At 57.4% G+C, this 13,728-nt stretch carries 15 protein-coding genes; 8 read left to right on the top strand and 7 right to left on the bottom strand.

The genetic code is table 11. The features are described 5' to 3' along the window. Window positions 1–236 precede the first annotated feature (236 nt). Window positions 237–1,088, bottom strand: coding sequence for a patatin-like phospholipase family protein (locus tag ACIPF8_RS23935; protein WP_400426179.1), 852 nt, complete (start codon window positions 1,086–1,088; stop codon window positions 237–239). A gap of 155 nt (window positions 1,089–1,243) precedes the next feature. Between ACIPF8_RS23935 and ACIPF8_RS23930 the strand changes: the two genes are divergently transcribed. From ACIPF8_RS23930 to ACIPF8_RS23900, 7 genes are all read left to right on the top strand, one after another. After that, window positions 1,244–1,699: a GNAT family N-acetyltransferase gene (locus ACIPF8_RS23930; protein WP_400426177.1), complete on the top strand. Its 456-nt coding sequence runs from the start codon at window positions 1,244–1,246 to the stop codon at window positions 1,697–1,699. A 268-nt stretch (window positions 1,700–1,967) separates the two neighbouring features. After that, a complete protein-coding gene (locus ACIPF8_RS23925) occupies window positions 1,968–2,996 on the top strand; it encodes a LacI family DNA-binding transcriptional regulator (protein WP_400426175.1) in 1,029 nt (342 codons plus the stop codon). 19 nt (window positions 2,997–3,015) lie between these two features. Further along, the gene (locus ACIPF8_RS23920) at window positions 3,016–4,023 is read left to right on the top strand and encodes an ABC transporter substrate-binding protein (protein WP_400426173.1); all 1,008 of its coding nucleotides are present in this window, start codon (window positions 3,016–3,018) and stop codon (window positions 4,021–4,023) included. A gap of 2 nt (window positions 4,024–4,025) precedes the next feature. Further along, window positions 4,026–4,865: an ABC transporter permease gene (locus ACIPF8_RS23915; protein ID WP_400426171.1), complete on the top strand. Its 840-nt coding sequence runs from the start codon at window positions 4,026–4,028 to the stop codon at window positions 4,863–4,865. Further along, a complete protein-coding gene (locus ACIPF8_RS23910; RefSeq protein WP_400426170.1) occupies window positions 4,862–5,665 on the top strand; it encodes an ABC transporter permease in 804 nt (267 codons plus the stop codon). The genes ACIPF8_RS23915 and ACIPF8_RS23910 overlap by 4 nt, the downstream gene beginning before the upstream one ends. After that, on the top strand, window positions 5,662–6,717 hold the full coding sequence (locus tag ACIPF8_RS23905) for an ABC transporter ATP-binding protein (RefSeq protein WP_400426168.1): 1,056 nt from the start codon (window positions 5,662–5,664) through the stop codon (window positions 6,715–6,717). The genes ACIPF8_RS23910 and ACIPF8_RS23905 overlap by 4 nt, the downstream gene beginning before the upstream one ends. Then, window positions 6,714–7,532 carry a phosphodiesterase gene (locus tag ACIPF8_RS23900; RefSeq protein WP_400426166.1) on the top strand — a complete coding sequence of 273 codons (819 nt, stop codon included), beginning with the start codon at window positions 6,714–6,716 and terminating at the stop codon, window positions 7,530–7,532. The genes ACIPF8_RS23905 and ACIPF8_RS23900 overlap by 4 nt, the downstream gene beginning before the upstream one ends. An 8-nt stretch (window positions 7,533–7,540) precedes the next feature. Here ACIPF8_RS23900 and ACIPF8_RS23895 read toward each other — a convergent pair whose 3' ends face one another. The 4 genes from ACIPF8_RS23895 to ACIPF8_RS23880 form a co-directional block, all read right to left on the bottom strand. Continuing rightward, on the bottom strand, window positions 7,541–7,867 hold the full coding sequence (locus ACIPF8_RS23895; RefSeq protein WP_400426164.1) for a barstar family protein: 327 nt from the start codon (window positions 7,865–7,867) through the stop codon (window positions 7,541–7,543). 75 nt (window positions 7,868–7,942) lie between these two features. Next, window positions 7,943–9,307: a chromate efflux transporter gene (gene chrA / locus ACIPF8_RS23890; RefSeq protein WP_400426162.1), complete on the bottom strand. Its 1,365-nt coding sequence runs from the start codon at window positions 9,305–9,307 to the stop codon at window positions 7,943–7,945. 197 nt (window positions 9,308–9,504) lie between these two features. Continuing rightward, window positions 9,505–10,317, bottom strand: a complete 813-nt coding sequence (locus tag ACIPF8_RS23885; protein WP_400426160.1) for a transporter substrate-binding domain-containing protein — start codon at window positions 10,315–10,317, stop codon at window positions 9,505–9,507. Window positions 10,318–10,601: 284 nt separating this feature from the next. Then, window positions 10,602–11,480: an aldo/keto reductase family oxidoreductase gene (locus tag ACIPF8_RS23880; RefSeq protein ID WP_400426158.1), complete on the bottom strand. Its 879-nt coding sequence runs from the start codon at window positions 11,478–11,480 to the stop codon at window positions 10,602–10,604. A gap of 114 nt (window positions 11,481–11,594) precedes the next feature. Here ACIPF8_RS23880 and ACIPF8_RS23875 point away from each other — a divergent pair, with 114 nt between their 5' ends. Next, a complete protein-coding gene (locus tag ACIPF8_RS23875; RefSeq protein ID WP_400426156.1) occupies window positions 11,595–12,503 on the top strand; it encodes a LysR substrate-binding domain-containing protein in 909 nt (302 codons plus the stop codon). Between the two features lie 55 nt (window positions 12,504–12,558). Here ACIPF8_RS23875 and arsH read toward each other — a convergent pair whose 3' ends face one another. Together arsH and arsC are read right to left on the bottom strand one after the other, a co-directional pair. Beyond that, window positions 12,559–13,260, bottom strand: coding sequence for an arsenical resistance protein ArsH (gene arsH, locus ACIPF8_RS23870; protein ID WP_400426185.1), 702 nt, complete (start codon window positions 13,258–13,260; stop codon window positions 12,559–12,561). A 10-nt stretch (window positions 13,261–13,270) separates the two neighbouring features. Continuing rightward, entirely contained in the window at window positions 13,271–13,693 is a 423-nt protein-coding gene (arsC, locus tag ACIPF8_RS23865; RefSeq protein ID WP_400426154.1) for an arsenate reductase (glutaredoxin), read from the bottom strand. Between the last annotated feature and the right edge of the window lie 35 nt (window positions 13,694–13,728).

Genomic DNA, 13,728 nt, shown 5'->3' with positions numbered 1-13,728 from the left:
ACCGTGAAACGACTTTGCGCCGATGATAGTGCTGCAACCAGTGTGAAAGTAGGTCATCGTCAGGCTTTTATTAGAAAACCCTCTGTGCTTAACCGTACAGAGGGTTTTTGCTTTGCGCGAACGCTTTACACATCCTCTCAATATCTCTCCAACGTCACATCAACGCGACACCAACGTCACACAACATCCGCTTCATCCATCCGCGTGGGCACCGGTGCCCACCCTACGGGAGCAATTCAATGCGCGTGCGGCTTGAGGGCATTGGGAATTTCTTTGCTATCGAGGCCCCCAGCTTCCAGCCAGCGTCTGGTTTCCGTTGCAGCCCGGTCTATCAATTGCCCGCATTGGCTATAGTCGTATGGCGAAACATCGAGTGGACACAGCGGCGCGACCACTGCAATTGCCGCGTGCGATGCCCAGCGCTCAAGGTCGGATACTAATTGACGCGCGACCAGCAGGTTGAGCGCACTCATTGCATGTTCGAGAGCGCCTCTCGGCTGACGTCGCTCGGCACAGGTAAAGCCGGTGGTTAGTACGATGACGCGGGTGGCGCCCAGGCGAATTGCGGTGGAGATGGGAGTGTTGTTGGCGACACCGCCATCGATCAGCATATTGCCACCCAACGAGACCGGCGGAAAAACCCCGGGAATCGCGGTGCTGGCCAATACTGCATCGACGGCCGAACCGGAAGAGAGAACTATTTCGTTGCCGGTCTTCATTTCCGTGGCGACGACATATACCGGCAAATCGGCATCTTCCAACGTACGGCTGCCATAGTGTTCATACAGAAGCGCGCGTAATTTCGCGGACCTGACCAGGTGGCTGCCACGGTTACGAAATGCTCCCATTATCGACAGCAATGACCAAGGCATGATTTGCTGCCGACGGATGCCCCGCCACAAGTATTCCAGGCGCATTGTGCCGGCTTCATGCGGCTGGAATGCAAAGAAGACGCTGTTGATTGCACCGGCCGAAGCGCCAACCAGGAAATCTGGCTGTATGCCGGAGGCAATCAGCTCTCGCAGCATGCCGGCTTCAATTGCACCAAGACTTCCACCACCGGCAAATACAAACGCGGTCTTTTCCATAGCGGCAACCTGTGAATGGCCATAGGCAGGACATGGCAATGTTTACAGCCTACCCCAGCAGGCGGTACGGCGCCAGTGGCGGGTAATCAATCGCTAGGCTCAGGCATTCGGCTAGAATGAGGAAAATCAACTGAAATTACTCTTTGGAATCGCGCATGACTGTATCGAACCCGTCATTAGTCACTCTGTTCCCCGCGGTCGAAGGGGATTTTGAAGAGCTGGTTGCATTGCGTATCGCCGCGATGCGGGAAAGCCTGGAGCGCATCGGGCGTTTTGATCCGGCGCGGGCCAGGGAGCGATTTCGCTCCGGTTTCACACCTGCATATACGCGGCATGTGACGATCAACGGTCAGCGGGTTGGCTTCGTGGTTGTAAAACCAGGCCAGGATCAATTGCTGCTGGATCACCTCTATATCGATCCGAAATACCAAGGGAAAGGGATTGGCGCAGCGGTACTCGAACAAGTGTTCAAGGAAGCCGATGAATTATCGCTACCGATGCGGGTAGGCGCCTTGAGGGAAAGCGAAGCTAATCGTTTCTATCAACGACATGGCTTTGCATTCGTTGCGGAAGAAGAGTGGGATATCTATTACATCCGCTCGCCGCGCTGATCACGCGCCGTTGTTTCGGCAGCCAGGTGGAAGCCGAAACAACCAGATTGCGCACGGGTGGAAGTTCAGTGCTTCACCGGTAACACTTCACCGGTAACACTTCAGCAGCAACACTTCAACAGCAACACTTCAACAGCAATACTCCTGAAACAACACCTCACCAGCAATACAACACACGACATTTAATCGAGGTTGATGCGCGCACGGTCATCAGCGCGTAATAATGGTTCGGCATGATGTAAACGTTTACATCAGAGGTTGCTGCATCGTGCGTCCATCCATCAAACAAGTTGCTTTAGAAGCCGGCGTGTCGATCGCCACGGTGTCGCGTCTGCTGAACAAGCCGGACTCGGTCAGCATCGATACCGCGAGCAGGGTGAATCAGGCAATCGAGGCACTTGGTTTCAGGCCGAATTTCACCGGACGCAATTTGCGCGAAGGGCGTTCGCATACGGTCGGCGTGGTGGTGCCGACCCTATCCAACACCGTGTTCGCGCAATGCCTGCAAGGCGTCGAGATCGCGGCGCGGCAACTCGATTATTCGGTGATGTTTACCGCCACCGAATATCGCCAGCAGGACGAATTCGCAGCGGTGGAATCGCTGTTGGCGCATCGCGTTGACGGCGTCATCCTTACTGTAGCCGATGCTGACGCCAGCAGCACGCTCGATGTGCTTGATCGCGAGCGGATCCCATACATACTGGTGTACAACCAGCCGCAGCAGACTGCACGGCCATCAGTGTCGGTCGATAATCGGGCTGCTGCATACGACGCGGTAACGCACCTCATCAAGCTCGGACATACGCGTATCCAGATGCTGGCCGGACAGTTCCATGCGTCCGACCGTGCGCTGCAACGCTTCCACGGTTATCAGCAGGCCATGCACGAAAATGGATTGCCAGTACTGACACCAATCGAAGTTCCCCGTCATACGTCCGCCGCACTTTCCGTCGCCTACCTGCAAGCCTTCCGCGATCCATTGCAACGCCCAAGCGCGCTGTTTTGTTCCAACGATCTGCTGGCGCTGAGCGCGATGCGCGACCTGCGCGCACTTGGCTTGCGCGTGCCTGACGACGTGTCGGTGATGGGCTTCGACGGCATCCCGCTGGGCGATTTGATGGATCCAATGCTGAGCAGTGTTGCGCAACCATCCGAGCAAATCGGCGAGCAGGCATTGCGCGCATTGGTGCGCGCGATTGAAGAACCGCAGGACGGCCGCGCGCCGGCCACTTCGCAAATATTGCCCCACACCGTTCGCCTGGGCGGATCGGTCAGAACTTTTCATTCTCGCAGTTAAATTCAAGAAAGGAACAAGCATGCGCTTAGCACGTGTTTTCCATGCGATGGTCGCCACCGTCGCCCTAGCAGCCTCGCTCCATGCCGGCGCCCAGAATGCGATTTGCTATAACTGTCCGCCAGAATGGGCAGACTGGGCGACGCAAATCAAAGCTATCAAAGCAAAGACCGGCATCACCGTCCCACCAGACAACAAGAACAGCGGACAGTCACTGTCGCAGATCATCGCTGAAAAAGCCAGCCCGGTGGCCGACTTCACTTATGTCGGCGTGACCTTCGGCATCGAGGCCAAGAAAAGCGATGTGATTACGCCATACAAGCCAGCCGGCTGGGATGAGATTCCCAACGATCTGAAAGACCCGGACGGCTATTGGTTCACGATCCACTCCGGCACCATGGGATTGATGGTGAACGTCGATGCGCTCAAGGGCAAGCCGGTGCCACGTTCCTGGCAGGACCTGTTGAAGCCGGAATACAAGGGACTGATCGGCTATCTCGATCCAGCCAGCGCATTTGTCGGCTATGTCGGCGCGGTAGCGATCAACCAGGCGCTGGGCGGTACGCTGGATAATTTCACGCCGGGCATCAACTATTTCAAGGCGCTGCAAAAGAATCAGCCGCTGGTGCCGAAGCAGACTTCGTATGCACGCCTGCTGTCAGGCGAGATCCCGATCCTGTTTGGTTATGACTTCGATGCCTATCGCGCCAAATACAAGGACAAAGCCAACGTTGCGTTCGTGATTCCTACAGAAGGAACCGTAACGGTGCCGTATGTGGTGAGCCTGGTGAAAAACGGTCCGAATCCTGCCAACGCCAAGAAGGTGCTGGATTTCCTGTTGTCCAACGAAGGACAGGCGATCTGGGCCAATGCCTATCTGCGGCCGGTGCGCGCATCCGCTATCTCCAAAGAAGCACAAGCGCATTTCTTGCCGGCTTCGGAATATGCCCGCGCCAAATCGGTTGATTACGGCAAGATGGCCGAAGTCCAGCGCAAATTCAGTGAACGCTATCAGGCTGAAGTGCGGTGAAGATGCGTGTATCAAAACGGCGAGCGCAGCCGGGGCGCCAGATTTATCTGCTGTTTGCGGCGCCCGGCCTGACGCTGTTCCTGGCGTTCTGGCTGCTGCCAATGCTGCGCCTGGTCGAGGTGGGAGCAAGCGGGCCTAGCGGCGCCGCTGCCTATCTCGCAGTGCTGACCAATCATCACTATTTCATGAGCCTGCTATCGACGCTGTTGTTATCGGCGGCAGTCACTGTGGCGACGCTGCTGATTGCCTCGCTGGTGGGGCTGTTCCTGCAGCGTAATCGTTTTCCCGGCAAAGCGATCCTGTTGTCGATGCTGACTTTCCCGTTGGCGTTTCCCGGCGTTGTGGTTGGTTTCATGGTGATCATGCTGGCCGGACGCCAAGGCTTGATCGGTGTGGTCAGCAACTGGCTGTTTGGCGATTCGTGGGTGTTTGCGTATTCGCTGGGCGGCCTGTTTCTCGGCTATCTCTATTTTTCAATTCCACGCGTGATCCTGACCGTGATGGCGGCGGCAGAAAAGCTTGATCCGGCGCTGGAGGAAGCGGCACGATCACTCGGCGCCAATCCTCTGCGCATTTTCACCGATGTGGTCATGCCGGCCTTGTCGCCCGCCTTGATTTCCTCAGGCGCAATCTGCTTTGCGACCAGTGTCGGTGCGTTTGGCACCGCCTTCACGCTGGCGACCAATATCGATGTATTACCGATGGCGATCTATAACGAATTTACCAGCTACGCCAACTTCTCGATGGCGGCGGCACTGTCGATTGTACTGGGCGCGGTGACCTGGCTGGTGCTGGCCGTGGCGCGCTCATGGTCGGGTAGTGCAGCAGGAGCCGCAGCATGAAGCACTCTTTCCGTTTTTATGTACAACTGGCGTTCACCTTGTTGGTATGTGCGTTCCTGATCGTACCTATCATCTTGTCGATGCTGGCCGGAATTACCGATAATTTTTTCATCGGCCTGTCGAGCGGATTCACGCTGCGCTGGGTGGAGCAGGTCTGGGATACGTATCAGCTGACTATCTGGCGTTCGATTGCGATTGCGCTGGCTTGCCTGGTCGTCACCGCGATTGCCGGCGTGCCATTGGCGTATATGCTGGCACGCTATCAGGGCGGCAATAGCCGCCTGGCGCGCGCGATTGAAGAGTTGTTGATGATGCCGGTGGCGGTGCCTGGGTTGGCCACCGCGCTGGCCTTGATCATGGCTTACGGCCAGTATCGGGAATTCCGCAGCAGCGCGTTGTTCATCCTGGTTGGCCATGTGTTGTTTACCTTGCCGTTCATGGTGCGGCCAGTGCTGGCGGTGATGCAGTCGTCGCAATTGTCGGTGCTGGAGGAGGCTGCTGCCAGCCTTGGCGCAGGGCTGGGACAGCGCTTTTTCGGTGTGGTGATTCCCAACGTATTTTCCGGCATCCTGGCCGGTGCGCTGATGGTGGTGACCTTGTCGATTGGCGAATTCAATATCACCTGGATGCTGCATACACCGCTGACGATGACCTTGCCGGTTGGCCTCGCCGATAGCTATGCGTCGATGCGGCTCGAAGTCGGCTCCGCTTACACGTTGATTTTTTTCCTGATGATCATTCCTTTGCTGATCGCCATGCAATGGGTGACGCACACTACACAATCAAGAGTCCGTTTATGAAGAATGCCGTTTCCATTCAATTAGTCCAATGCGGCAAGACCTTTCCCAACGGCGCGCAGGCACTGCAGCCGCTGGATCTGGAAATCCAGCCAGGCGAAACCGTCGTGTTGCTGGGGCCATCCGGCTGCGGCAAGACCACCACTTTGCGCATGATTGCAGGACTGGAGTTTCCAGATGCCGGCGGCCGCGTTCTGTTTGGTGGCGAAGACGTGACTGCCTTGCCGATCGAGCGCCGCGGCGTTGGCATGGTGTTCCAGAATTACGCGTTGTTTCCGAACATGACGGTGGGTGAGAACATCGCTTATGGCTTGAAGATCCGCAAAATTCCGGCTGCAGAACGCCTCGCCAAAATCGAGACGCTGCTGGAGATGGTGCATTTGCACGGACTGGGTCAGCGCCGCATCGATCAACTGTCCGGCGGACAGAAGCAACGGGTTGCGCTGGCGCGTGCACTGGCTGTCGAACCTCGGGTACTGCTGCTGGACGAGCCGTTGACGGCGCTGGACGCCAAGTTACGCGAAACCCTGCGCGCCGATCTGAACCAATTGCTGCGCAAGCTTGGCATCACCGCGATCTATGTGACGCATGACCAGAGCGAGGCCATGGCGCTGGGCGACAGAGTGGTGGTGATGGAACGCGGCAAGATCGCACAGATCGGCAGCCCGCGGGATATCTATTACCGGCCCGCCAGCCATTTTGTCGCCGATTTCATCGGCACGATGAACCGGGTGAGCGGCACTGCACGCGACGGTCAGCTGCGATTTGCCGGAGGCATGCTGCCGTTCAACGGAGCTGAGAGTACGGCGACACTGATGTTTCGGCCGGAAGACGTCGAGGTCGTCACGGAAAGCATGGGCGCAGCGGACATGCAAGGTGCTGTGTTGTCGACCTTTTTCCTGGGCGACAGGACACGTCTGGTAATCGATGTCGGGGCCGAACAGCCCGTCATCGTCGAGACCGGCAAACGTGCATCCTGGCAGGTTGGAGAGCGGATTGCATTGCGCGTGCCACAACATGCGCTGCTGCATTTTGGTGAAGGAGTGCCGGCATGATTCTTTGCCAGATTTCCGATTTGCACATCAAGGCGCATGGCAAGAAGTCGTACCGCATCGTCGACACGGCAGAAAGCCTGCGGCGTTGTGTGGCCCAGGTCAACCAGTTGCGACAGCGGCCGGATGCGGTGGTGCTGACCGGCGACCTGGTCGATTTCGGTTTGCCGGAAGAGTACGCATTCCTGCGCCAGTTGCTGCAACCGCTGTCGATGCCTTTTTATCTTTTGCCGGGCAATCACGATGAACGCGAGGCATTGCGCGCAGCGTTTCCCGACCATGCATATCTGCAGCAGGGCGGTGAACGAATCGAATACGTGATCGACGATCACCCGTTGCGCATCGTTGCGCTGGATAGCGTCATTCCACGCGCCAGTAGTGGTGCCTTGGCGCCGGCTAGCTTGATATGGCTGGATCGGGTATTACAGATGCAACCGGACCAACCGACCGTCGTTGTCATGCATCACCCGCCGTTCAATACCGGCATTGGCCACATGGATAAGATCGGCCTGGAGAATCCGCAGGCGCTGGCGGATGTGGTGCGCCGTCATCCGCAAGTGGAGCGGGTTCTGTGCGGCCACTTGCATCGCTCGATTCAAGCGCGGTTCGGCGGCACCATCGCATCAACCTGCCCGGGTGTGGCGCATCAGGTGATGCTCGACCTCAGTCCGCAGGCAGCGTCGCAATTCGCGATGGAGCCGCCGGCGTTCCAGTTGCATCTATGGGATGCACAATCCGGATTGATCAGCCATACCGCGTATATCGGCGAGTTTGATGGACCGTATCCGTTCTACGACGGCGACGAACTGATCGACTGAAAGAAGGATTAGCGTAGCGTCAGTTTCAGCGCTGGCGCTTCGCCATAATCGGCATAGCGCTCATTGATATCGTCGATGCAAAATTCCAGCGTCTCGATAATCTCGGGCGCGTTCTGGCGCAATTTTTCACTGTGCTGCACTTCAATATCGAGCACCTCGTTTTCTCGCAGCCGGAATTTGCTCATGCCGTCTTCGTCGCGCAGATAACTGAGGCAATCGATCCAGGCGTTCATGTTGCGGCCGTAAAATTCCGGGAAGCCGAATACTTCTGCGGAGACGGTGTGAAAACTTTCCCAGTCGGTGATCAGTTCACCATTCAGACGTGCGGTTGGCATAATGTTTTTCCCTGCTAAATTGCGTATTGATTGCTGAACTTATCACATCTGCGGCAGGCGCTTGCGAGATTTGCGTTACGGCAGCAACAGTTTCAGCATCAACCCTGCCAGCGCGCAAGCCGCGATCACATGAATCACATTACGCTTGAAGCGAAACAGCGCAATCGCAGCGGCCAGTGCGATCAACGCAGATATCCAGTCGAAGTGAGCGCCGAGACCCTGTGGCCAAAGTACGTGATAGCCGAAGAATACCGCCAGGTTCAATATTACGCCGACTACGGCGGCAGTGATCGCCGTCAGCGGCGCGGTAAATTTCAAGTCGTTGTGCGTGGTTTCAATCAGCGGACCGCCAGCCAGGATGAACAGGAAAGACGGCAGGAAGGTGAACCAGGTCACCAAGGTTGCCGCCGCTGCGCCAGCCAGGAACAGGCTGTACGGCCCGAACAAGGCTTTTGCATAAGCGCCGACGAAACCGACAAACGCCACCACCATGATCAGCGGTCCCGGCGTGGTTTCGCCGAGCGCCAGGCCGTCGATCATTTGCGTTGGCGTCAGCCAGTTGTAGTGTTCGACCGCGCCTTGATAAACATAGGGCAGCACGGCATACGCACCGCCAAAGGTCAGCAAGGCGGCCTTCGTGAAAAACCAGCCCATCTGCGTCAGCGCGCCGTGCCAGCCATAGAAAGCGATGAGCAAGCCCATCGGCACTGCCCACAGCAAACCTCCAACCACGGCTATGCGAAGCAATCCGGGCCAGCGGAACCGGGCATGCTCGGGTGTCGGCGTGTCATCGTCGATCAGGGCCGGACCAAACGATTTGTCGGCATTGCCATGTGCTCCGCCGGTCTTGAAACGATCCGGTGCGATACGGCCGCCGATGTAGCCTATCAAGGCAGCTGCGGCGACGATGGCAGGAAACGGCACATCAAGCGCAAAAATGGCGACGAACGACGCTGCTGCAATCGCCCACAGCGTGCTGTTCCTGAGCGCTCTTGAACCTATCCGGTGTGCTGCCTGCAGCACGATGGCCGTGACCGCTGGTTTGATGCCGTAGAACAGGCCGGCGACCAGTGGCAAGTTGCCGAAAGCGATGTACAGCCAGGACAGTCCAATCAGGATCAGTAACGACGGCAGCACGAACAGCGCACCGGCGACGATGCCGCCCCAGGTGCGATGCATCAGCCAGCCGATGTAGGTGGCGAGCTGCTGGGCTTCGGGGCCGGGCAGCACCATGCAGTAATTCAAGGCGTGCAGGAAACGCCGCTCGGAAATCCAGCGGCGGTTCTCAACCAGCTCCTGATGCATGATGGCGATTTGGCCTGCAGGTCCGCCGAAACTGATAAATCCCAGTTTGAGCCAGAACATGAACGCTTCCCGAAAACTCACCGACGAAGGAGGCAAGCTGGCGGGTGCTACGGGGATTGCTTCGTGCGCATTCATTGAGTCTTGTCGCCTCGAAAACATGATTTGAATAGTTCGCGTAATCATTGGTTACGCAATACGGGCCTGCTTGCCGGCACATGATACCCATATCGTCGATGCTTTGGCCATCGCGGGCAATCACATACCGAAATGAAAAGAGGCCCTACTGCGGGGCCTCTTTTTCAAACGGGTATTGGATAACGCCGTCTGTCGCACTATTCGACGTGCAGCAGCACGCTGTCCGGAAGCGGCGCCTTGAACCAGCGCTGGGCGTTGATGTTGAGCACGCCGTTTTGCTTGATGTGAGTCAGCATGGTGTTGACCTTGGCCAGCAGGGCCGGCTCGTTTTTGTTGACGCCGATGAAGCAAGGCGAATCCTTCAGCACGATCTTCAACTGGGTGACTTCCGCCTGCTTTTCAGTAAAGGCAGCAATCAACACGTTACCTGCCGCCAGCAGTTTCGATTCGCCGGACAGATAGGATTTGACGACATCCTGGCTGGTGTCGAAATGTTTGATGATCGTGGTCGGTGGGGCAACCTTGGTCAGCTCGGTTTCTTCAATCGAACCCTTGAGCACGGCTATCGTTTTACCAGCCAATCCTGCAGCGTTTTTGACGTCCAGGTTAGGGGCGCCGAAGATGCCAAGATAGAAGGGGGCGTAGGCTTGCGAAAAATCGATCTGTTTCAGGCGTTCAGGATTTTTGCCGAGGCTGGATATCACCATGTCGACATGGTGATTCAACAGTGACGGAATGCGGTCGGAACTGGCCAGCGGCACCATGTCGAGTTTGACGCCAAGTTCCAGCGAGACCATCTTGGCGATCGAAATATCGAAGCCTTCCAGTGTCTTGTATGGGTTTTCCGAACCGAACGGCGGGGTGTCCTTGGGCACAGCGACCCGGACCGCACGTCGGCTCTGGATATCATCGAGTGAATCGGCTCGGCTTTCTGTCGCTGGCAATAGCGTGCCGGCCAAGGCGATGGAGTAGACAAGAACGCATGCAAATATACCGGTATAACGCTTCACAAGAAGACTCCCAGAATTGATTGAACGACTACATTTGCCATCTTCGCAATGGCTTGAGACGCTGCTGCAACACTTGCTACCGGCAGGATTCTATGTCTGCATGGAAAGTTTGTATACGTAATAGTTGGGGATTGTTTTGGACTGTCTCTTTGTCGCAAATGCATGCGGAAGTCATTGGCAAACTGCATGAAAACAAGCAGTAAATCGTGGCAGCGATTGCGCAGTTGTAGCCGGGAGCGGATACAACTGCGCTGGCATCGCTGCCATGCTCACGTGCACGCGTGTTAAGCAGCGTTAATGCCCGCTACCTGCTCCAGTTCTTTCATCGCCTCGTCCGGCAACACCAACTTGCCTGCCGCCAGATTCTCGTGCAGGTGTGCGACAGACGAGGTACCCGGGATCAGAAGGATGTTAGGTGCGCGACGCAGCAGCCAGGCGAGCGCGACCTGCATGGGCGTGGCGCCAAGGCGCGCAGCCACATCCGACAAGGTAGATGATTGCAGCGGAGTGAAGCCGCCGAGCGGGAAAAAAGGCACGTAGGCGATGCCGTCTCGGGCAAGCTCGTCGATCAGGGCGTCGTCTTCCCGATGCGCCAGGTTGTAATGGTTTTGTACGCAGACGATCTCGCAGATACGGCGTCCTTGCGCGACCTGCGTCGATGTGACGTTACTCAGCCCGATGTGACGCACCAGACCCTGGCGTTGGAGCTCGGCCAAAACCGTGAGCGGCTCTTCGATTGACCCTTCGACAGGCCCGTGGATGCCGAGCATGCTGCGCAGGTTAACCACCTCGAGCACATCCAGGCCAAGATTGCGCAGGTTGTCATGGACCGCCTGGGTCAGCTCTTCGCGCGACATGGCTGGAATCCATGAGCCGTCGTCGCCGCGCCGGGCACTGATCTTGGTGACGATGGCCAGATCGTCTTGATAAGGATGCAGCGCTTCGCGGATCAGCTGATTAGTGATGTGGGGACCGTAGAAATCGCTGGTGTCGATGTGATTTACGCCGCGTGCGACGGCTTCGCGCAGCACAGCCAATGCGGCGTCGCGATCCTTGGGAGGACCGAACACGCCAGGCCCGGCAAGTTGCATGGCGCCATAGCCGAGCCGTTTTACGGTACGGCCACCCAGTGTGAAGCTGTCGGATTGTTCGATATTGGACATGATGAAGTTCCTGTAAGTGAGAGACGACTCATAGTAGGCTTTTTCCGCTCACACAATAATTGGGTACAATCCATACGGGTTGTGCGGATTGGCGAACAGTAGAGGTGCGAAAAAATGAAGGTCGACCTGGGAGATCTCAATGCTTTCGTGGTGGTGGCGCGTGCCAAAGGCTTTCGCGAAGGCGCACGCGTAAGCGGCAGCAGTGCATCAGCGCTCAGCGAGGCGGTACGGCGCCTGGAGGCGCAGCTTGGCGTGAGGTTGTTCAATCGCACCACGCGCAGCGTCGTTCCGACTGAAGCCGGTGACGGTTTACTGGCGCGGCTTAGTCCTGCCTTGGGCGAGATCGAGTCTGCACTCGACGTGGTGAATGGCTTTCGCGACAGGCCAGCCGGCACCTTGCGCCTCAACGTACCTGTGAGCGCCGCGCGGCTGGTGTTGGGCAGCATCGTACCGCCGTTTCTCGCCGCCTATCCCGACATTCAACTGGATATCATCGCCGAAGACAGTTTTGTCGACGTCATCGCGGCCGGCTGCGACGCCGGCATTCGCTACGACGAGAGGCTGGAACAGGACATGATCGCGGTGCCAATCGGACCGCGCGTCCAACGCTTTGCCACGGCCGCGTCGAGCGCTTACCTGGATCAGCGCGGTCGGCCGAAACACCCGCGCGAACTGCTCGGGCATGCCTGTCTGCGCGGCCGTTTTTCCAGCGGCTCAATGCCGGCGTGGGAGTTTGAGCGGAAGGGAGAGGTATTGCGCGTTGATCCGACCGGGCCGCTGATCGTACAGGCTGGCGGCGGCGCCGATCTCGCCGTTGAAGCGGCGATCGGCGGCAGCGGCATTGTGTATCTCTTCGAAGACTGGCTGCGTCCCCATCTTGACAGCGGTGCACTGGAGCCGGTGCTTGAATCATGGTGGCCGCGCTTTTCGGGGCCGTTTCTTTACTATCCCGGGCGGCGCCTGGTGCCGGCACCTTTGCGCGCGTTCATCGATTTTATCAAGGCGTCTGCCGATCAGCGTTGACTACAAGCGATTTCGAATCTCAATAATAAAGGCCGCCTTGAGCAAAAACGAAAACTCAAATGGCCCTTTGATTGACGCGCTTGCTTAACGCTTCCGCGCTTTCTTTGCGTTCGCTGTAGCGATCTACAAGGAAAGATGAAACGTCACGCGTAAGCAGGGTGAATTTGAACAGCTCCTCTATCACGTCAACTACGCGCTCATAGTAGGAAGACGGTCTCATGCGGCCCGCATCATCAAATTCCAGAAATGCCTTGGCAACCGAGGACTGGTTGGGAATGGTGATCATGCGCATCCAGCGGCCGAGAATACGCATCTGATTGACTGCGTTGAAGGATTGCGAACCACCGGATACCTCCATTACCGCCAGTGTTTTGCCTTGCGTCGGCCGCACCGCGCCGATAGATAATGGAATCCAGTCGATCTGCGCCTTCATGATGCCGGTCATGGCGCCGTGCCGCTCGGGCGAGGTCCAGACCATGCCCTCGGCCCATTGCGCCAGTTCTCTCAACTCCAGGACCTTGGGATGGTTCTCAGGTTCGCTATCGGGCAAGGGCAAGCCGTGCGGATCAAAAATTCTGACCTCGCCGCCCATTTCTGTCAGCAGGCGCGCCGCTTCCATCGTCAACAGACGGCTATAGGATTTTTCACGCAGGGAGCCGTATAGCAGCAGGAAGCGGGGCGCGTGGGTTGAGCGCGCGACGTCGGAGAAATCCGCGGCGGACGGTGCGCGGAAAAGGTCGGCATCGATATTCGGCAGATCGGGCAAATTATTTGACACGCCATCCCTCCGCGTTGATCACCACTTCGCCATCTTCTTTGGCAAACGCAGCTTTTTGCGGCAATGACAGGATATCCAGCAGCAGCTCGGATGGACGACACAGGCGCGTGCCTTCTGGTGTGACAACAAAAGGCCGGTTGATCAGGATCGGATGGGCCAGCATGGCCTCCAGCAATTGCCTATCCGTCAGGTCCGGCGCATCCAGCCCAAGTTCTGCGTAGGGTGTTCCCTTTTGCCGAATGGCTTCTCGCACCGTCAGGCCACTGTCCGCGATCAGTTTTGTGAGTGTTGCCAATGACGGCGGTTGCTTCAGGTATTCAATCACTTCGGGCTCGACGCCGGTATTGCGTATCAGCGCCAACGTATTGCGCGATGTACCGCATTCGGGGTTGTGATAAATCGTAATGTTCATGGTTCGACTTTCATTAAAGCGGGCAGCCAGCCCGC

This window comes from Collimonas sp. NPDC087041 (assembly GCF_044745265.1).
Lineage (GTDB): Bacteria > Pseudomonadota > Gammaproteobacteria > Burkholderiales > Burkholderiaceae_D > Collimonas.
This window is presented reverse-complemented; position numbering and strand designations above follow the sequence as displayed.